This window comes from Flavobacterium sp. HBTb2-11-1, from assembly GCF_009826975.1.
Lineage (GTDB): Bacteria > Bacteroidota > Bacteroidia > Flavobacteriales > Flavobacteriaceae > Flavobacterium.
The window spans coordinates 365,076-384,370 of the sequence record NZ_WUMO01000006.1 but is presented as its reverse complement, the minus strand read 5'-3'; the positions used below and the strand labels follow the sequence as shown (position 1 = coordinate 384,370).

Below are 19,295 nucleotides of genomic sequence, written 5' to 3'. Positions count from 1 at the left end.
GGGTTCGCCATAAAAAGACTGCAGCGGATAGCGGGATTAAGCTCCTAAAAAAAAAAAAAAAAAAATCCCAATCTTTTAAATTCCAAATTCCAAAACTTTAAAGGGCTTCGGCTAAACTAAGCATGACTGTCGAGGGTTTCTCCTTATATATATGCATAAAAACAAAACTGGCAGGTTTAAAAAACCGACGGTTCGGAAATAAGAGATAGTCGTATGTAACACAATAAAACTATACTTATATATAATAGAGTAAACTTCTACATATATATTGTATGTATTTTTGTAATCATGTATATTTGCATTCACAAAATTATAAACAATGATCAAGATTACTTTACCCGATGGGTCAATTAGAGAGTTCGCTCAAGGCGTAACTCCAATGGAGGTCGCTAAAAACATTAGCGAAGGTTTTGCAAGAAATGTTATTTCTGCATCTTTTAATGGTACAACTATTGAAACCGAGACTCCATTAACGACCGACGGTAATCTTATTTTATATACCTGGAATGATGCTGAGGGAAAAAAAGCTTTCTGGCACTCAACTTCGCACGTAATGGCTCAAGCTCTTGAGGAATTGTATCCTGGAATAAAACTAACTCTAGGACCTGCAATTGCTAATGGTTTTTATTATGATGTGGATTTTGAAGACCAAAAAATCTCTGAGGCTGATTTTAAAAAGATTGAAGATCGTATTCTTGAAATCGCAAGAGGAAAGTTTGATTTTAAAATGCGTCCGGTAAGTAAAGCGGAAGCATTAGAAATGTATAAAGACAACGTTTACAAGACCGAATTGATTTCAAACCTTGAAGATGGAACCATTACTTTTTGCGACCACTCTACTTTTACTGATTTATGCCGTGGTGGACATATTCCGAATACCGGAATTATCAAAGCTGTAAAAATCATGAGCGTTGCCGGCGCATACTGGAGAGGTGATGAGAAAAACAAACAGTTGACTCGTGTATATGGAACTTCTTTCCCAAAACAAAAAGATTTAACTGAATATCTTGAACTTCTTGAGGAAGCAAAACGTCGTGACCACCGTAAATTAGGAAAAGAACTAGAATTGTTTGCTTTCTCTCAAAAAGTAGGTCAAGGTTTGCCTTTATGGCTACCAAAAGGAGCTGCTTTAAGAGACCGTTTGGAACAGTTCTTAAAAAGAGCTCAGAAGAAAGCCGGATACGAGCAAGTAGTTAGTCCACATATTGGACAGAAAGAACTTTATGTTACTTCTGGTCACTATGCAAAATATGGAGCTGACAGCTTCCAACCGATTCATACTCCAGCTGAAGGCGAAGAGTTCTTATTGAAACCAATGAACTGTCCTCACCACTGTGAAATTTACAATGTAAGACCTTGGTCATATAAAGATTTGCCAAAGCGTTATGCTGAATTTGGTACTGTTTACAGATACGAGCAATCTGGAGAATTACACGGTTTAACTCGCGTAAGAGGATTTACTCAAGACGATGCACATATCTTCTGTACCCCAGAGCAATTGGACGAGGAGTTTAAAAAAGTAATTGACCTTGTATTATATGTATTCGGTTCTTTAGGTTTTGAAAACTTTACCGCTCAGATTTCACTTAGAGATCAGGAGGACAAGGAAAAATACATTGGTACAGATGAAAACTGGGAAAAGGCTGAAAATGCAATCATTAATGCAGCAAAAGACAAAGGCCTAAATACTGTTGTAGAATATGGCGAAGCAGCATTTTACGGTCCGAAACTGGATTTCATGGTAAAAGACGCTTTAGGAAGACAATGGCAGTTAGGAACTATTCAAGTAGATTATAATTTACCTGAGCGTTTTGAATTAACCTATAAAGGTGCTGATAATGAATTACATCGCCCTGTCATGATTCATAGAGCTCCTTTTGGATCTATGGAGCGTTTTATAGCAATTTTACTTGAGCATACAGCAGGAAATTTCCCACTTTGGCTAATGCCTGAACAAGCTATTATCTTGTCTTTGAGCGAGAAATACGAAAATTATGCTAAAAAAGTTTTAGATTTGCTAGAAAATCACGAAATTCGCGCCCTAATTGACAACCGAAATGAAACTATCGGTAAGAAAATTAGAGATGCAGAAATGCAAAAAATTCCATTTATGCTTATCGTTGGTGAGGAAGAAGAGAAAAACGGAACGATTTCTATTCGTCGTCATGGACAAGAAGGAAAAGGTAACATCACAGTTTCAATCGACGAATTTGCTTCGATTGTTGACGAAGAAATAAAAAAGACATTAAAAGTATTTACAGTTTAACTTAAATTAGAAAGTCATAGCAATAAAAAGTAACAGAGGTTTTCAACCTCGAGTAGAAAAAAAAGACACACACAGAATAAACAATCTTATTCGTGTTCCAGAAGTACGTCTTGTAGGTGAGAACATCGAACCTGGCGTTTTTAAAATAGCTGATGCATTGCGTTTAGCAGATCAGCTTGAGTTGGATTTGGTTGAAATTTCTCCAAATGCTGAGCCGCCAGTTTGTAAAATCATGGACTACAAGAAATTTGTTTATGAACAAAAGAAACGTGATAAAGCATTAAAGGCTAAATCTTCTCAGGTTGTTGTAAAAGAAATTCGTTTTGGTCCTCAGACAGATGAGCACGATTATGAGTTTAAAAGAAAGAATGCTGAAAAATTCTTAAAAGAAGGAGCTAAATTAAAAGCTTTCGTTTTCTTTAAAGGACGTTCAATCATTTACAAAGATCAGGGTCAGATTCTATTATTACGTCTTGCTCAAGACTTAGAGGAACACGGAAAAGTTGAGGCAATGCCTGTTCTGGAAGGAAAGAGAATGATTATGTTCATTGCTCCGAAGAAAAAGAAATAAGTCGAAAGCTTAAAGTCTTAAAGTCGAAAGTCATAAACTGACTTTTGACTTTTGACTTTTGAACTTTTTACTAAAGATATAAGTAAGTAAGAATAAATTAAAACACTAGGAAAAATGCCTAAAATGAAAACAAAATCTAGCGCTAAGAAACGTTTCAAAGTTACTGGCTCTGGAAAGATTAAAAGAAAGCATGCTTTTAAAAGTCACATCTTGACTAAAAAATCTAAAAAACGTAAATTAGCTTTGACTCACTCAGCGCTAGTTCACCAAACAGATATGAGAAGCATTAAACAACAGTTAAGAATTATCTAATAAGTCTAAAGTTAGAAAGTCTTAAAGTCAAAAGTAATTTTCTTTTGACGTTTGACATTCGACATTTGACTAAGATTTCTTTAGGTTAAAAAATTATTTATATAACCTTGGAGTATGGCTTTAAGTTCCTTTGATTCAATTCAGGACGCCTGCTACAAAAAAACATTAAAATTATGCCAAGATCGGTAAATTCAGTTGCTAAAAGAGCAAGAAGAAAAAAAATAATGAAGCAAGCCAAAGGTTTCTTTGGTAGACGTAAAAACGTTTGGACAGTTGCTAAGAACGCGGTAGAGAAAGCGATGAGCTACGCTTACCGTGACAGAAAACAGAATAAAAGAAATTTCCGTTCATTATGGATTCAACGTATTAACGCTGGAGCTAGATTAGAAGGAATGTCTTATTCTCAATTCATGGGGAAAGTTAAAGCTAACGGAATCGAATTGAACAGAAAAGTTCTTGCAGATTTAGCTATGAACCACCCAGAAGCTTTCAAAGCTATTCTTAATAAAGTAAAATAAAACGTTTTATAAACTCAATTTAAGATTACTTACTTATTATATAAAAACCATTCGTTAACGCGAATGGTTTTTTGTTTTTTGACCACTTATTATAATATGACTAAATAATAAATTAAATTTACTTAAAGTAATTTTCTACAAAATGCAAGACGCACTTATCCATCATATTCAAAAGTTTGTACAACTTGAATCTCATGAGATCGATATACTCGAGAGTTGTCTTGGTCTCTGGCAGATTAAGAAAAAAGAACATGTTCTACAAGAAGGACAAATATGCAATACAATGTATTTTGTTGTAAAAGGCTGTATGCGTCAATACATAATTAACTCTAAAGGTACTGAACAGACTCTTCAATTTGGAATAGAAAATTGGTGGATTACCGACTATTTAAGTTATCATAACCATGTTCCGTCTCATTTTTATATACAAGCTGTTGAAACTACTGATGTAATTGCTATTGAAAAATCTGTTTTAGATTCTTTATTAATTCAAATCCCTAAACTCGAAAAATACTTTAGAATAGTAGCACAAAAAGCTTTTGGGGCTGCACAAATGCGTATTAAATTCTTGTTTACCATGTCTGCCGAAGAACGTTATAATCATTTTAAAAATCTGCAACCAGACTTCGTTCAACGTGTTCCTCAATACATGCTTGCCTCCTACTTAGATTTTTCGGCCGAATTTATGAGTAAAATAAGAGGCGGAAAAGTGTGATTTGAATTTCTTGAAGTAGTTCAAGTTTTTACGAGTATACATTACTGACCTTTGTAATGAACTTTTAAAACACATAAAAATGAAACCAAGAATTGTTATTCCGAATGTAGCTCCAGAGGCTTATCAAGCATTGATGAATTTAGAAAAATATATTTCATCAACTTCATTAACACCTGTACACAAAGAATTAATTAAAATCCGTGCTTCGCAAATTAATGGCTGTGCATTTTGTATTAACATGCATACTGCAGACGCTAGAAAGCATGGTATTTCTGAACAAAGAATTTATCTAATTAGCGCTTGGCGCGAAGCCGATTTTTATACTGAAGATGAAAAAGCAATCTTAGCATTAACAGAACAGGTCACATTAATTGGCAATCATGTTTCAGATGAAGTTTACGAAAATGCCGCTAAATTATTTGACGAAAAATATCTTGCAGAGATACTTTTAGCCATCATTACAATTAACTCTTGGAATAGATTAGCCATTACAACTGGAATGCGTGCATCATAATTTTATAAGGATAATATTTACATCATTTTCAAACTTTAACAACCCTCTCTGTGAGGGTTTGTTTGTATATAATTGTAAATGAACAGGCAAAAAATAGCGAATTCATCTTTTTACAAAAACAGGTATTTATACTCTTTCACAGGAACTGAGATTTTTTATTTTTGGCGCATGATACCAAAAAGAATACAATTAGTTACCCCAATTATCGCTCTTTTATTAGTTCTTTTTTCTTGTCATAAAGACATTAACGATAATTTAAAAGAACTAAATAACAAGTTAGAAATTCAAAAAAACATAGACAAAGCTGCGGTTTTTTATCATAACTATAATGATACTGATAGCTCCTTTTTTTACTACAACAAGGCAAAGTTGCTTTGCGATCCAAAAAAAGATCCAGATAGTTATGTAAGTATTCTAAACTGCATGGCAGATATCCAACTCAACCATGGAGACCATATTGGGAGTGAAACTACAATAACCGATGCAATTCCTTATTTAAAGTCAATAAAAGACCAAACAAATGTTTGGAATACCTACACAACTTTAGGCACAAACTATCTTCGCACTTATAATCTTAATGATGCTTTGCTATATTATAATAAAGCATTGGGTCTTAAAGTAGATGAATCTAGAAAATCATTAACTAAAAGTGATATTGCATCTGTTTTGTTAGAACAGCAAAAATATAATGAGGCATTACAAATCTTTTTACGTCTTTCTACTAAAAAAGAACTACAGCAGAAACCGGAATACAATGCAAAAAACATAGACAACATTGGTATCTGCTATAACAAAATGAGTGACCCAAGAGGAATTCAATATCTAAACCAGGCTTTACAAATTAGAGAAGAAATTAAAAATAAATCAGGGGTTGGAATTAGCAACTTGCATATTGCTTCGTATTATGATGAGAACAAGGCTCGTACTTTAGCAAAAAAACATGCCTTAGAAGCTTACAAGAAATTCAGCGAAATTGACAACATTGACAATAAACTAAGTTCTTTAAAATTATTAATTAAGAACAATTCAGATCAAGAGCTTAAAAAATATTCTATATTATACATTGATTTAGTAGACAGTATTTTTGAAGTAAGACAAAAAGCCAAAAATCAGTTTGCAAGAATTAAATATGATTCTAAAAGAGAAAAAGAAGAGAACTTAAAATTAAAAACTCATAAAGCTGAAAACGAACTAAAACTGGAGCGCCAAAAAAGCAGAAATATTATATCTTATATTATCATTATTCTGAGTTTATGCCTTATTCTGATTCTGTATTATTATCTAACGTCTAAAGCGAATCGAGAAAAAATAGAAGCTGCTTACAATAGTGAAACCAGAATTTCGAAAAAATTACATGACGAGTTAGCTAACGACATTTATCATACTATGGCATTTGCTGAGAACAGAAACTTATCTTTAGCTGAAAATAGGGAACAATTACTGCATAATCTCGATACCATTTATGCCCGTACAAGAGATATCTCAAAAGAAAATGCTATCATATTAACTGATGAAAATTATATTTCTTCTTTAAAAGAAATGATTTCCAGATTTAATACTCCCAACATAAATCTTTTGATAAATGGACTAGATACAATTTCTTGGGATGAAGTTGATAAAGTAAAAAAAACAGCTATTTACAGGGCAATACAAGAACTTCTGGTAAACATGAAGAAACATAGCGATGCCAGTCTAGTAGCTATTATTTTTAAAGAATCTAAGAGAGATATCATTATCAATTATACTGATAATGGAAAAGGAATTGATTTAAATAAAATGATCCTGAAAAATGGCCTGCATAATATTGAAAATAGAATTCTTGCTATAAAAGGTGCAATTGACATTGATTCTGGTTTAGGAAAAGGCTTTAAGCTATTTATCAAACTGCCAATCTAAATCGAATCTTAACTCCAAAGTCTCCAAATGAAAACCTTCACTCTAGTTAAAGTTTTAATCTCCACTTTATTTCTACTTGTTGTTCCGATTTCTTGTGAAAAGGGAAAACAAGTTATTGAAAAAAAGACTGATAATACGGCGGAGGTTAGAAGGCTAACCATAATTGGTGATGCTTATTTTGATAAATCCGAATTTTCAAATGCCTTACAAGTTTATGAAAAAGTAATAACCATATCCGATTCTGTAAAAGATAGAGTTGATTATGTTGATGCATTAATATCGATAGCGCTCATAAAAGAATTCGAAGGCAATTATTTAGAAAGTGAAGCTACAGCTACAAAAGTATTACCACATCTTAAATACCTTAAAAAACCAAGATTTGCTTGGGAGACATATAAAATTTTTGTTGAGAATTATTTAGCAGCAAACGACTATGACAATGCACTAATATATGCTAAAAAAGCTTATAATCTAAAAACAAGTGCGAGAAGAAAAACAAATGCATTAGCTAATATAGCACTAGTTTATATGCGTCAAAAGCATTATAAAAAAGCCATCAAAGTCTATAAAAAATTAACCACTTATGGATATTATGGAAATAAGAAAAAAACAAATACATTCAAAGATTTTGAATTGCAAGATTATGCAATAATGAAAAACAATATTGGTATTTGTTATGCTGATTTAGGAGATTCTAGAGCACTACTATACTACCAAGAAGCTCTTAAAATTAGACTAAAATTAAATGATCTATCAAATTTATCGCACAGCTATTCAGGTCTTTCTCAATTTTATTTAAAATCTAATCTTTCTTTGGCAAAAAAATATGCTAAAATAGCTTACAAATACTCTTGTAAAATAAATGCTTATTCGCAAAAAAAAAATGCTTTAAAAATTTTAATAAAGAGTAGTAGAGGAAATGAGTTGAAGAAATATTCTGAGATTTATATTCAATTTACAGATAGCGTTAATAAAAGTCAATTAACACAGAAAGAGCAATCTGCTAACATAAAATATAATTTCAAAAAAGATCGAGAAGAAAACTTAGAGCTAAAAGCTCAAAAAGCAGAAGATGAACTGGAGATGCAAAGACAAAAAAACAGAAGTATTGTATCCTATATTATAATCACTGTTAGTGCTTTAAGTTTATTGTTTGTAGTTTTTTATATAACTAAAAAAGGAAAAAGAGACAGAGCCAATGAAATCTTTAAGAATGAAATGCGGATTTCTGAAAAATTGCAGTTTGAGCTTGAAAAGGATATTGACAAAATTTTATTGTTTACAGAAAAGAGCGATTTGGAGAAAGAAGAAAACAAAGAACAGTTTTTATCCCATTTAAATAATATTTATTCAAAAACCAGAAATATATCTCGAGAAAATAGTGAAATACTTACCGATGAAAACTTTGAAAAGGTTTTAAAAGAAATGATTTCTGGTTATGCAACTCCAAATTTGAACATCTTAATAAATGGTTTAAATGCGTTTTCTTGGTCAAAAATTGATCGAGTAAAAAAAATTACTGTTTTTCGTGTTGTACAGGAAATTTTCAATCAAGTAAAAAATCACAAAAATTCCTCTCTTGCAAGTATAACATTTAAAATGGATCAAGAAGAAATTATAATAACGTACGCAGATAATAGCAGCGTAACACACGATCAAAATAATTTAAACGAAAGATTTGCTAATATTGAAAACCGTCTAAAATTGATAAAAGGCACTTTTAATGTTTTTTTAAACCAAAATCAAGGTTTTAAGGTTTCAATTAAATTTCCAATATAATGATTAGAGACTTACTTTATTTTTTTCAAAAAAAACACATTCTTTTTTGTTTGCTAATCTGTTGCGCAATTTTAATTGCCCTTTTTTCTATGCAATTTTCGGACACTAAAAAACTACCTTTAAGTAATATCAAAACCGACCGTTTGCCAGAAATAAAACAAACATTGGAAAAGGCACATGCTTTTTGGGATAATGGAAAAGGTGACAGTGCTTATTTTTATTTTAATAAAACTCGATTGCTATGTGAACCAAAAAAGAATTACGCCGATTATTATGTGGAATCTATAAACTATATGGCAGAAATCTTGCAAAGACATGGTGATTATTATGAAGTAGAAAATACACTCGTAAAAGCTTTTCCATACTTAGACAAGACAACTAATGTAAAGTATGCCGTTAATGCTTATACATTTATGGCTTATAATTATCATTCTACTTATGACTATGAAAAAGCATTATATTATCATAAAAAAGCATTAAAAAAAGCCTTCTCTACATTTAGAAGATCACGTATAATATCTGAAATTGCGTTTGTTTACATGCAACAAGGAAAATATCAGGAGGCTGTAGATCTATTAGGACCGATAGCGTGGCTGAATATCGAGGATAAAATTACTCCTTCAAATACTGGTTATCAACGTACCGCCAAATTATACAATTTGGGACTTTCCTATCTCTATCTTGGAGGCCATAAGCAGGAAGCTTTTGACTGCTTTACTGAAAGTCTAAAAGTCGCTCTTACTTTAAATGACGACTACGAACTAATTACCTGCTATTATGGACTTTATAAATATTACAAAATATACAATAATCCTGAACTCAAAAAAATAAATATTGAGAAAGCTTATTATTATGCTAAAAAGTCAAATTCTAAACCCTACGAAATTAGCATGTTAGGCTGTTTGATCAAAGCAGAAAATGATGAAAATATTGACAATACGGAAAGTTTAAAAAAACATTTGAAAATTTATATAAGAAAAACGGATAGTCTAATGACTGCCAGAGAAAAAGCAAAAAATCAATTTGCTGATATTATTTACAATTCAAAGAAAGATAAAGAAGAAAACTTAGAGCTTAAAAATCAAAAAGCAGAACATGAATTACAGCTCCAAAGACAGAAAAATAGAAGTTTTATCTCCTATATTGTAATTTCTATTTGCGGCATAAGTGTAGTCTTTATAGTTTTTTATATAACTAAAAAAGGAAAAAGAGACAGAATAAATGAAGTCTTTAAAAATGAAAAGCGCATTTCCGAAAAATTAGAGCTTGAACTGGAAAAAGACATCGATAAGATTTTACTTTTTACGGCAAAGAGCGATTTAGAAAAAGAAGAAAACAAAGAAAAACTGCTATCCCATTTAAACAACATTTATTTAACAACAAGAAATATATCTAGAGAAAATAGTGAAATACTTACTGATGAAAATTTTGAAAAGGCTTTAAAAGAAATGATTTCAGAATATATTTCTCCAAATTTAAACATTATAGTAAATGGTTTAAATACTTTCTCATGGACTAAATCTGATCGAGCAAAAAAAATTGTTGTTTTTCGTGCTATCCAGGAAATTCTCAATCAAATGAAAACATTGAACGATGCTTCGCTAATAAGTCTAATATTTAAAAAAGAAGAAGAAAATATTGTAGTACTGTACGCTGATAACGGACATAAAATCAGGCAAAAATACGGTATTTTACAAAAAAGACTACAAAATGTGGAAAACCGTATTGAAACAATAAAAGGAACAATTAATTTTGATGCAAATTCAGAAAGTGGTTTTAAAATAAGTATCAAATTTCCTATATAATACAATTATATGTTTAAAAAAGTTTTAGTTGCCGAAGATTTAGATAGTATCAGCCTTGCAGTAGTTCAAGTACTTGAAGAGTTACAAGTTCCTGTAATCCATCATGTGAAATATTGTGACGAAGGTTTGCTTAAAATAAAAAAAGCATTGGCTGATAACGAACCTTACGATTTGCTGATTACTGATTTATCATTTAAATCTGATCATAGAAAAGTAACTTTAAATAGTGGCGATGAACTTATTGATGCCATAAACAAGGTACAGCCTAATATAAAAAAGATTGTTTTTTCTATAGAAGATAAAAGCTATAGAATTAAAACTCTTTTTAACGAATTAGGTATCAATGCATACGTTTCTAAAGGAAGGAATAGTATTGCTGAATTAAGAAATGCTATTGAAAGCACCTTTAATAATGAAGAAAAAATACTTTCTTCTGATTTGTCTTTTAATTTTAATGACAAAGCCTTAATCGAAATTGAATCTTATGATATTTCTATTTTGAAGCTTTTATCGCAAGGGTACATCTTGGAAAGCATTTCTAAAGAATTTAAAGATCTATCTATAACACCTAACGGAACAAGCAGTATTGAAAAAAGAATCAATAAACTCAAGATCTACTTTAAGGCTAACAATAATGTGCATTTAATTGCAATCGCAAAAGATTTCGGACTGGTGTAATTTTTTATGGCGCTTTACGGGTTTCCGTAAGGATTACACTTTTCATACCGTTAAATTTGTAATAACCTATTAACCTACCATGAAACCGAAAAGTAAAGCGAGTATTATATTCTCCAAAATTAATACTACACAAAATAAAATTATTATGAAAACAATGTTACTCTGCCTTTTTTTATCAATTAGTTTTGCCTTTGTTTCTGAAAAAACGGGCTGGCTAGAAATTGATTGGAAAATAATATTTATTCCAGCATTATTAGTTTTGCAAATTATAATTATCGGAACTGCGCTAAAAAACCGATACAAAAAACATTAATTAATTTTAAGAAAGGCTTGATTATTGCTGAAAAAGAAGGTTCATATCTTTTTCTATAAATTTTTACATGAAAAAAACTCTCAGCCTCGTCTTATTATTTTTTACCTTTTTATCTTTAGCGCAGACCAAAGTGGTATCTTGGAATTTAGAAAATTTTGGAAAATCTAAATCTGACATCCATTTAAATTATATTGCCAAAACGATTTCTAATTACGATATTATTGCAATTCAAGAAGTTGTTGCTGGAAATGGTGGGGCCCAAACTGTTGCAAAATTGGCATCATTACTTAATGAAAAAGGAAATAAATGGGATTATAAAATAAGCGATCCTACTTCTAGCAGCAGTTACAAAACTGAACGCTATGCTTTCATTTGGAAAACCAACAAAGCCAAATTAAAAAGCAGACCTTGGCTTGAGAAAAAATTTAGTGTAGAAATTGATCGGGAGCCCTATTTCGCCACATTCGAAATCAACAAAAAGACAATTACACTAGTTAATTTTCATGCCATAACGAAAAAAAAGCAACCCGAAACCGAAATCAAATATTTCAAATTTTTACCAAACGAATACCCCGATTTAAACCTTGTTTTCTTAGGCGATTTCAATTGCCCTGAAAAACATTCTGTTTTTAACCCATTAAAGAAAATGGGATATACATCTGTATTAAAAAATCAAAAAACGACTCTTAAGCATCAATGCAAAAGCAATATCTGTCTGGCTTCTGAGTTTGACAATATCTTTTATAAGACATCTAGTTTAAAAGTTATTAATTCTGGAATCATTAAATTTTACGAAGATTTTGATTCACTTCAGAATGCAAGAAAAGTGTCTGATCATATTCCGATTTGGTTGGAATTTTCTTTAAACTAATTTATGTTTTAAGCTTCTTTTTTCTAGCAGCTGGAAACAAAACGTTGTTCAAAATCAATCTATAACCTGGAGAATTAGGATGCAAATCTAAAACCGTCGGCGGATCTCCAACCTGATGTTGGAAATCTTCTGGGTCATGTCCTCCAAAAAAAGTAAACATCCCCTTGCCTTTTTCTCCATGAATATATCTTGACTCACCGTTTAATTCGCAGGTCCCCATGATCAAGATATTCGATTTTATCAATGAAGTGTCAAATGAAGTGGTCTGTCCCATGAAACCTTTTACCAATTGTGTGTGATTTTGACATAGCATACTTGGAATTGGATCCCATTTAGCTGAAAATTCCATTAAAGTAAAATAATCTTTCTCCATCAATATTCTCCTTTTCGTTGTCATATCGATATCTGAAAATTCATAAACTTCTGGCCTTCTTTCAAGAGTAAAATTCTTGAAAGCAAACGAATTATCATAATTTAGTTTTGATTGATAATTAGATTCACTCGGATCTCCGTCAAACATAGTTTCGCAAATATCCACACCATCAGCTGCAAGTGCGATATCAAAACTATCTGTCGCAGAACACATAGCAAACATAAAACCTCCGCCAATTACAAAATCTCTAATCTTTTTAGCAACTGCTCCTTTTTCCTGAGACACTTTTGTATATCCTAGTTTTGCTGCCAAGGCTTCTGCATCCTTTTTTTGATCAATATACCAAGGCGTATTTTTGTAAGCTGCATAAAATTTTCCGTATTGCCCAGTAAAATCTTCATGATGCAAATGCAGCCAATCATACATTAATAATTGGTCACTTAAAACTTCTTCATCATAAATTGGAGTAAACGGAATTTCTGCATAAGTCAAAACCAAAGTCACCGCATCATCCCATGGCTGCTTTCCTTTTGGTGTATAAACCGCTATTTTAGGAGCTTTTTCTAAAATCACCGATTCCATGTTTTGTGAAGGACTTGAAATTTCATTCAGAATAGAAGCTTGTTCACTATCTGAAATCACCTCAAAACTAACTCCTCTTATTTTACATTCTTTTCTAATTTCATCAGCATCAGGAAGTAAAAAAGAACCTCCGCGGTAATTTAAAAGCCAACTTGCTTTATAATCCCTGCTCAAACACCAATAAGTAATTCCGTATGCCTTTAGATGATTTTGCTGCGTTGTCTCGTCCATCGGAAGCAAAATAAATGAAGCTCTTGCATTAAATGTCGCTAATAGTATAAAAATATAGAGTAAACTCTTATTCATCAGAAAATTATTTTAGTAAAGATATAAAAGGCTGCAACAAAAAAAGAATGCTTACTGCTTTTTATGCCATAATGGAATGTTAAAAAAAAGATTGTGAAGAAAATTTTAAACAACTTAAAAACAGGTAAAAACACCTATACTTAGGCAGAATATTCTTTCTACATTTGCTATCCCAGGTTCATCAAACTAATCGCCGTAAAAATAACCACATTATGAAGCTTAATGATAGTAAAAACCAACAAAAGGGCCTGAATATAATTCAGAAAATAGGATTGTGTGTTCTTGTGATAACAATCATATTATATTATGTACTGTCTATACAGTTTTTGACAGCATAATTTTCTAAATTGTCAAAACTGCCAATTCATTTTGGATAGCATAAACAACCAAACCAGCAATATTTCGCGATTCTGTTTTAAGCAACAAATTATTTCTATGTCCTTCTATTGTTCTCGGACTTAAAAAAAGACGTTCTGCAATTTCTGCAGTAGTTTTCTGCTGACAGATTAATTGCAGAATTTCGATTTCACGCGGAGAAAGGAAATTCGTTTCTAAACCGCCTCTTGCATTTTTAGGAGAAACTATGGTTTCTTGAATTGTTTTTAAAACATTTTCGTTGTAATAGAAGCCTTTTTTTGCTACTTCGTTGATTGTATGAATTAAATCTTTTGGAGTGGTATTTTTTATTAAGTAAGCTACTGCACCAACTTGAATCATATTTGCAATAAAAGATTTGGTATCATAACTGGTCAATGCGATAATCTTAATATCGGGGAAGAGTTTTCTAATAATTTTAGTGGCTTCGACACCGTTCAAGACCGGCATTTTTAAATCCATTATTATTATATCAGGTTTTATTTCCCTTTCATTTAAATGCGAAATAAGCTCATCGCCGTTTGAAGCTTCAAAAATAACATCTATATTTTCTTCTCTCTGTAATAAAAAAGAAATTCCTTTTCGAAACAAAATTTCATCATCGACTAGGGCAATTTTTATAGCAGCATTCATCTTATTTGTTTTTGGTCGTTTAATTTGGTTTATCGAAATTACAAAATATGATTTAGAAAAAGTCTAAATACCCCACTTTATTGACTAAAAACCTTAATAAAACACATAATTTCAGCTAAAAAGTAAAATTTACAACAATACCATTATTAATTTCAGAGTTAATTTCTATTGTTCCCTCTAAAAATGATATTCGGCTGTCAATGTTTTTCATTCCTAGACCTTTCTGGTTTTCAGCATTTGAACTATCAAAACCAACACCATTATCTTTGTAGTTGCAAGTATTTATTCCGTTTACATTAGCAAACGAAATCCATATTTCTGAAGCTTTTCCGTGACGTATAGAATTATTCATAAGCTCCTGTAGAATTCTAAAAACATGCAGATGCCTGTCTATGTCTTTCTCATCAAAATCAATTTCGTTTTTATAATGTATTTTGACCGATTTACTGCTTTCAAACTCTTCACATAACTCTTCTATGCCTGCATGTAAACCAAATTTTTCAAAAACAGGCGGCAACAAATTATGCGCAATTTTTCTAGAATTATCTAATGCTTTTGTTGTCAAAGCGATTATGTTTTCTGTAATTTCTGCAGTTTCCGCTTCAGTCAGATTTGGCGCTGTAAGCAAATGGCTGTTTAGGGAAACAATATTTAATTTGGAACTAATATCGTCATGAAGATCCTGTGCAATCCTTTTACGTTCTTCCTCTTGGGTTACAATAACAGCGTGTAATTGTTCTTTTTGATATCGAAGTATTAAATCTATTTTTTCTAGTTCTTTCTGAATGATCTTTTTTCTAGAAAAGTAAAAGAATATAATCAATGCCACTGCAACAATTATAAAAAACAAAGAGATGTATAATATTATGGCTACGAGTTCTTTCTCAGGAATATGACCTGCATTCATATCTGTTCATTTTATATTATACAATAGAATCTAGTTCTGTAAACTTTTTTTCGAAAAACTTTTTAACCATTCAAATAAAATAATCAAATAATAAACTATTAATAAAAAAGCGTTTAATTGCCAGCTCAAATATTTTAAGTCGGCACTTAATCCTGTTGAAAGATTGCCAATTAAAAATAAGACCGTGCTAGCCAACAAATAAAAAACTATGCCCATGCTTATATAATAATACTTTTTGTTTTCTGTAAGCATATTATAAAAATGAAGTAATGCAAAAACAACTATAAGCAGGGAAGTTAAAGTAATTTCGAATAAATTAAACTTTAAGAATTGACTTGAATCTATTACAAATTGTATTAATAAGATTAATAAAGCAATTATTAACGAAGTCTTGACGAATATTTTTTGAGCTTTATTATAAAATAGCGAATTATAAAAAAGCCCCAGAATAATCATTTGCCCTATAAAAAAAATATTTACAAGAAATAAATTACTCATCCCTAAATGGTATACCAATTCCATTGAAAACTGCAACACAGTTGAAAACGCCAAATAAGAGACAAAAAAAACATTAGCTTTTTCCTTTTGGAAAAAGCTAAATGTATATAGAACAAGATTAATCAATAAAATCAAATAACTTGAATATATTAAAAAATCATCCATTCTTGAAATTCAATTAATTAATATGGAGGACTTGGTCTTGCACCATCATATACCACCTCTTCGGCTCCTTCACCACCTTCTACACCATCTCCAGTACCGTATACATTAACCCATTTACCAGTTTCTTTATCGTATTGGGCACCAACAAAAAGCAATGTTTTTTCTTCTTGGTCGTTTATGCCTAGATAAGCCCAAACTGCTTCTGTTTCAAGCTTTAAAACTTTTTCTAAACTCTCTCTTGGTATCAAGAAAGCTTTTACTTTGTTTTTAGAGTCTTCGATTGTGGTATCATTCTGGTATCTTCTTTCCCACTCATTTGCAGTTGCTAACGGAATCTGGATAGGTCCCGGAAAAGTTTCTTCATTCATAATTTAAATTTGTTAATTGGTTAATAAAAAACTTGATAGTTTATAATTGGTTTCGCTAAACTACTGATTTTTATTAAAAAATTAACATCAAAGCATAAAAAAAGCCTTAGAAACAAGGCTTTTTTGTTTTTTAAAACGGAACGTCGCTATCGTCATCGTCATCATTTAAATTGCTTCCGAAAGCTTCATTAGCAGATGGTAAATTTTTTGTTAGGAAAGGATTATCATCATGATTCATTTTAGAAGGTAAATCATCGTAACCTCCTGTAAATTCTTCTAAGTTGTCAAATTTACCCAAATGTCCTAAGAATTTTAGACGAATATTTTCCAATCCACCGTTACGGTGCTTGGCTATAATAAACTCAGCCTGCCCTTGCGTAGAAGATGCCTCATCATCATCCCATTCTTCAATTTTATAATATTCAGGACGATAAATAAACGATACGATATCGGCATCCTGCTCAATTGCTCCAGATTCACGAAGATCCGAAAGTAAAGGTCGTTTACTAGATCCACGGGTTTCAACGGCACGAGATAACTGAGAAAGTGCAATTACAGGAACGTTTAGCTCTTTTGCCAAGGCCTTTAAGTTTCGAGAAATTGTTGAGATCTCCTGCTCACGGTTTCCGCCTCCTTTACCGCTTCCACCTGCAGTCATCAGCTGCAAGTAGTCGATAATAATTAATTTAATTCCGTGCTGAGAGGCCAAACGACGACATTTTGCACGTAAATCGAATATTGAAAGCGAAGGTGTATCATCAATAAACAACGGTGCTTTTTCTAAATCTTTTACCTTAGTACTCAGCTGTTCCCATTCGTGTTTTTCTAATTTACCGGTTCTTAGTTTTTCTGAAGAAAGTCCTGTTTCAGAAGAAATAAGCCTTGTAATTAACTGAACTGAAGCCATCTCCAGAGAGAAAATAGCAACCGCATGTCCGAATTGGATACTTACGTTTCTCGCCATTGAAAGGACAAAAGCTGTTTTACCCATACCAGGACGAGCCGCAATAATAATCAAATCTGAAGGTTGCCATCCAGAAGTCACTTCATCTAGTTTCTCAAATCCAGTCGCCACACCACTCAAACCTTCTTTACCAGCAATTTCTTCAATACGTTTTTTCGCCTGAAGAACTAAACTCTGAGCCGTTTCAGAACTACGCTTAATATTTCCTTGCGTTACTTCATACAATTTAGATTCTGCTTTGTCCAGCAAATCAAAAACGTCTGTGGTTTCGTCATAAGATTCTTCGATAATCTCAGATGAAATTCGAATCAAACTTCTTTGAATAAATTTTTGAAGAATAATACGCGAGTGAAACTCGATGTGCGCAGAAGAGGCAATTTTTTGCGTAAGCTGAATCAGATAGAAATCTCCACCAGCCAATTCAAGCTTGCCATTTTTCTTCAATTGCGTAGAAACTGTCAGCAAATCGATAGGCTGAGTTTCTGTAAAAAGCTGCAAAATTGCTTCAAAAATATGTTTGTGCGCGTCTTTATAAAAAGCGTCTGGCTGTAAAATATCAATTACATCATCTACCCCTTTTTTGTCGATCATCATCGCACCAAGCACAGCCTCTTCCAAGTCAATTACTTGTGGAGGAAGCTTACCTTTTTCTAGATTGATAATAGTGGTTTTGTCGACCTTAACTGGGTTTACATTTTTGAAATTTTCCATATAGCGAAAGTAGCAAAATTTAAAAAAAATCTGCTATCGAGTTATAACAATTCTGTTGTTTATAAATATGTTTTTTGTGTTGATAACCAAAAAAAAATCCGAAACCGCAGGGCTTCGGATTTTTAATTCTATTTTATGAATTTACTCTTTGAACTCGCCCATATTGCTGTATTTGTCCATTCTCTGGGCAATTAAATCAGCTGTTGATAAGTCTTTCAATTCGTTATATCCTTTTGTAATATATTCCGCAACTGTTTTAAAAGTAGTTTCTCTGTCATAATGTGCTCCGCCAAGTGGTTCTGGAATCACATCATCAACAAGTTTTTGTTTTTTCATATCAGAAGAAGTCAGTTTTAAAGCTTCTGCTGCACGTTCTTTATACTCCCAGCTTTTCCATAAAATAGAAGAGCAAGATTCTGGAGAAATTACAGAGTACCAAGTATTTTCTAACATATAAACGCGGTCTCCAACACCAATTCCTAAAGCTCCACCAGAAGCACCTTCACCAACAATAATCGTGATGATTGGTACTTGTAGACGAACCATTTCAAAGATATTTCTAGCAATAGCTTCTCCTTGTCCTCTTTCTTCAGCTTCAAGTCCTGGATATGCACCTGGAGTATCTACTAAAGTTAACACCGGAATTCCAAATTTCTCCGCCATTTTCATCAAACGCAAAGCTTTACGGTATCCTTCTGGGTTAGCCATACCAAAATTACGGTATTGACGTGTTTTGGTATTAAAACCTTTTTGCTGACCGATAATCATAAACGATTGTCCGTTTATTTTACCAAGACCACCAACCATAGCTTTATCATCTTTAAAACCTCTGTCTCCATGAAGTTCCAAGAAAGTATCTCCGCAAATTGCTTTGATATAGTCTAAAGTATAAGGTCTATTTGGGTGTCTTGACAATTGTACCCTCTGCCAAGCCGTAAGGTTTTTGTATATATCTTTCTTAGTCTGCTCTAATTTCTTGTTGATTTCCTTGCACGTTGGCGTTACGTCAACGTCAGATTCTTTCCCAATAATAACGCACTTTTCTAACTGTTCTTCAAGTTCTTTAATTGGAAGCTCAAAATCTAAATATTCCATGGATTTTTGAATTTTGTTTGTAAATCGAACCGCAAATATAAAAATATTATATCATTGGCGAAGTTAATTGTTATTTAAAG

General features: G+C 32.0%; 19 protein-coding genes. 12 read left to right on the top strand and 7 right to left on the bottom strand.

Features of this window, described 5'->3' with window-relative positions:
- Nucleotides 1-319 precede the first annotated feature (319 nt).
- From thrS to GR162_RS15810, 12 genes are all read left to right on the top strand, one after another.
- Nucleotides 320-2,266 carry a threonine--tRNA ligase gene (gene thrS / locus GR162_RS15865; protein ID WP_160782930.1) on the top strand — a complete coding sequence of 649 codons (1,947 nt, stop codon included), beginning with the start codon at nucleotides 320-322 and terminating at the stop codon, nucleotides 2,264-2,266.
- A gap of 16 nt (nucleotides 2,267-2,282) precedes the next feature.
- The gene (gene infC / locus GR162_RS15860; RefSeq protein WP_083219836.1) at nucleotides 2,283-2,837 is read left to right on the top strand and encodes a translation initiation factor IF-3; all 555 of its coding nucleotides are present in this window, start codon (nucleotides 2,283-2,285) and stop codon (nucleotides 2,835-2,837) included.
- A gap of 114 nt (nucleotides 2,838-2,951) precedes the next feature.
- A complete protein-coding gene (rpmI, locus tag GR162_RS15855; protein ID WP_008464950.1) occupies nucleotides 2,952-3,149 on the top strand; it encodes a 50S ribosomal protein L35 in 198 nt (65 codons plus the stop codon).
- A gap of 173 nt (nucleotides 3,150-3,322) precedes the next feature.
- Entirely contained in the window at nucleotides 3,323-3,667 is a 345-nt protein-coding gene (gene rplT, locus GR162_RS15850; RefSeq protein WP_008464948.1) for a 50S ribosomal protein L20, read from the top strand.
- Between the two features lie 142 nt (nucleotides 3,668-3,809).
- Nucleotides 3,810-4,382 (top strand): Crp/Fnr family transcriptional regulator, encoded by a 573-nt coding sequence (locus tag GR162_RS15845; protein ID WP_160782929.1) that lies wholly within the window; start codon nucleotides 3,810-3,812, stop codon nucleotides 4,380-4,382.
- A 79-nt stretch (nucleotides 4,383-4,461) separates the two neighbouring features.
- Nucleotides 4,462-4,896, top strand: a complete 435-nt coding sequence (locus tag GR162_RS15840; protein ID WP_160782928.1) for a carboxymuconolactone decarboxylase family protein — start codon at nucleotides 4,462-4,464, stop codon at nucleotides 4,894-4,896.
- Between the two features lie 168 nt (nucleotides 4,897-5,064).
- Nucleotides 5,065-6,792, top strand: a complete 1,728-nt coding sequence (locus tag GR162_RS15835) for an ATP-binding protein (RefSeq protein ID WP_202393952.1) — start codon at nucleotides 5,065-5,067, stop codon at nucleotides 6,790-6,792.
- A 27-nt stretch (nucleotides 6,793-6,819) separates the two neighbouring features.
- Nucleotides 6,820-8,571, top strand: a complete 1,752-nt coding sequence (locus GR162_RS15830) for a tetratricopeptide repeat protein (protein ID WP_160782927.1) — start codon at nucleotides 6,820-6,822, stop codon at nucleotides 8,569-8,571.
- Complete coding sequence (locus GR162_RS15825; RefSeq protein ID WP_160782926.1) at nucleotides 8,571-10,376, top strand: tetratricopeptide repeat-containing sensor histidine kinase; 1,806 nt, start codon at nucleotides 8,571-8,573, stop codon at nucleotides 10,374-10,376. Before GR162_RS15830 ends, GR162_RS15825 begins: the two co-directional genes overlap by 1 nt.
- A gap of 9 nt (nucleotides 10,377-10,385) precedes the next feature.
- Complete coding sequence (locus GR162_RS15820; protein WP_008464938.1) at nucleotides 10,386-11,054, top strand: response regulator; 669 nt, start codon at nucleotides 10,386-10,388, stop codon at nucleotides 11,052-11,054.
- A gap of 145 nt (nucleotides 11,055-11,199) precedes the next feature.
- Entirely contained in the window at nucleotides 11,200-11,367 is a 168-nt protein-coding gene (locus GR162_RS15815) for a hypothetical protein (protein ID WP_160782925.1), read from the top strand.
- 67 nt (nucleotides 11,368-11,434) lie between these two features.
- Nucleotides 11,435-12,238, top strand: a complete 804-nt coding sequence (locus tag GR162_RS15810; RefSeq protein WP_160782924.1) for an endonuclease/exonuclease/phosphatase family protein — start codon at nucleotides 11,435-11,437, stop codon at nucleotides 12,236-12,238.
- 1 nt (nucleotide 12,239) lies between these two features.
- Here GR162_RS15810 and GR162_RS15805 read toward each other — a convergent pair whose 3' ends face one another.
- The 7 genes from GR162_RS15805 to GR162_RS15775 form a co-directional block, all read right to left on the bottom strand.
- A complete protein-coding gene (locus tag GR162_RS15805) occupies nucleotides 12,240-13,499 on the bottom strand; it encodes an asparagine synthetase B (protein WP_160782923.1) in 1,260 nt (419 codons plus the stop codon).
- Nucleotides 13,500-13,841: 342 nt separating this feature from the next.
- Complete coding sequence (locus GR162_RS15800) at nucleotides 13,842-14,507, bottom strand: response regulator transcription factor (RefSeq protein ID WP_160782922.1); 666 nt, start codon at nucleotides 14,505-14,507, stop codon at nucleotides 13,842-13,844.
- A 115-nt stretch (nucleotides 14,508-14,622) separates the two neighbouring features.
- On the bottom strand, nucleotides 14,623-15,414 hold the full coding sequence (locus tag GR162_RS15795) for a sensor histidine kinase (protein WP_160782921.1): 792 nt from the start codon (nucleotides 15,412-15,414) through the stop codon (nucleotides 14,623-14,625).
- A 30-nt stretch (nucleotides 15,415-15,444) separates the two neighbouring features.
- Nucleotides 15,445-16,077, bottom strand: coding sequence for a hypothetical protein (locus tag GR162_RS15790; RefSeq protein WP_160782920.1), 633 nt, complete (start codon nucleotides 16,075-16,077; stop codon nucleotides 15,445-15,447).
- 17 nt (nucleotides 16,078-16,094) lie between these two features.
- Nucleotides 16,095-16,445 carry a hypothetical protein gene (locus GR162_RS15785; RefSeq protein ID WP_160782919.1) on the bottom strand — a complete coding sequence of 117 codons (351 nt, stop codon included), beginning with the start codon at nucleotides 16,443-16,445 and terminating at the stop codon, nucleotides 16,095-16,097.
- Between the two features lie 130 nt (nucleotides 16,446-16,575).
- Nucleotides 16,576-18,120, bottom strand: coding sequence for a replicative DNA helicase (gene dnaB, locus GR162_RS15780; RefSeq protein ID WP_008464924.1), 1,545 nt, complete (start codon nucleotides 18,118-18,120; stop codon nucleotides 16,576-16,578).
- Between the two features lie 141 nt (nucleotides 18,121-18,261).
- Complete coding sequence (locus GR162_RS15775; RefSeq protein WP_008464922.1) at nucleotides 18,262-19,215, bottom strand: acetyl-CoA carboxylase carboxyltransferase subunit alpha; 954 nt, start codon at nucleotides 19,213-19,215, stop codon at nucleotides 18,262-18,264.
- Between the last annotated feature and the right edge of the window lie 80 nt (nucleotides 19,216-19,295).

Excerpts from the sequence above, each read along its gene's own strand:
- thrS (WP_160782930.1), top strand. The coding sequence starts at position 320 with ATGATCAAGATTACTTTACCCGATGGGTCAATTAGAGAGTTCGCTCAA.
- rpmI (WP_008464950.1), top strand. The coding sequence starts at position 2,952 with ATGCCTAAAATGAAAACAAAATCTAGCGCTAAGAAACGTTTCAAAGTT.
- rplT (WP_008464948.1), top strand. The coding sequence starts at position 3,323 with ATGCCAAGATCGGTAAATTCAGTTGCTAAAAGAGCAAGAAGAAAAAAA.
- GR162_RS15845 (WP_160782929.1), top strand. The coding sequence starts at position 3,810 with ATGCAAGACGCACTTATCCATCATATTCAAAAGTTTGTACAACTTGAA.
- GR162_RS15840 (WP_160782928.1), top strand. The coding sequence starts at position 4,462 with ATGAAACCAAGAATTGTTATTCCGAATGTAGCTCCAGAGGCTTATCAA.
- GR162_RS15835 (WP_202393952.1), top strand. The coding sequence starts at position 5,065 with ATGATACCAAAAAGAATACAATTAGTTACCCCAATTATCGCTCTTTTA.
- GR162_RS15830 (WP_160782927.1), top strand. The coding sequence starts at position 6,820 with ATGAAAACCTTCACTCTAGTTAAAGTTTTAATCTCCACTTTATTTCTA.
- GR162_RS15825 (WP_160782926.1), top strand. The coding sequence starts at position 8,571 with ATGATTAGAGACTTACTTTATTTTTTTCAAAAAAAACACATTCTTTTT.
- GR162_RS15820 (WP_008464938.1), top strand. The coding sequence starts at position 10,386 with ATGTTTAAAAAAGTTTTAGTTGCCGAAGATTTAGATAGTATCAGCCTT.
- GR162_RS15815 (WP_160782925.1), top strand. The coding sequence starts at position 11,200 with ATGAAAACAATGTTACTCTGCCTTTTTTTATCAATTAGTTTTGCCTTT.
- GR162_RS15810 (WP_160782924.1), top strand. The coding sequence starts at position 11,435 with ATGAAAAAAACTCTCAGCCTCGTCTTATTATTTTTTACCTTTTTATCT.
- GR162_RS15805 (WP_160782923.1), bottom strand. The coding sequence starts at position 13,499 with ATGAATAAGAGTTTACTCTATATTTTTATACTATTAGCGACATTTAAT.
- GR162_RS15800 (WP_160782922.1), bottom strand. The coding sequence starts at position 14,507 with ATGAATGCTGCTATAAAAATTGCCCTAGTCGATGATGAAATTTTGTTT.
- GR162_RS15795 (WP_160782921.1), bottom strand. The coding sequence starts at position 15,414 with ATGAATGCAGGTCATATTCCTGAGAAAGAACTCGTAGCCATAATATTA.
- GR162_RS15790 (WP_160782920.1), bottom strand. The coding sequence starts at position 16,077 with ATGGATGATTTTTTAATATATTCAAGTTATTTGATTTTATTGATTAAT.
- GR162_RS15785 (WP_160782919.1), bottom strand. The coding sequence starts at position 16,445 with ATGAATGAAGAAACTTTTCCGGGACCTATCCAGATTCCGTTAGCAACT.
- dnaB (WP_008464924.1), bottom strand. The coding sequence starts at position 18,120 with ATGGAAAATTTCAAAAATGTAAACCCAGTTAAGGTCGACAAAACCACT.
- GR162_RS15775 (WP_008464922.1), bottom strand. The coding sequence starts at position 19,215 with ATGGAATATTTAGATTTTGAGCTTCCAATTAAAGAACTTGAAGAACAG.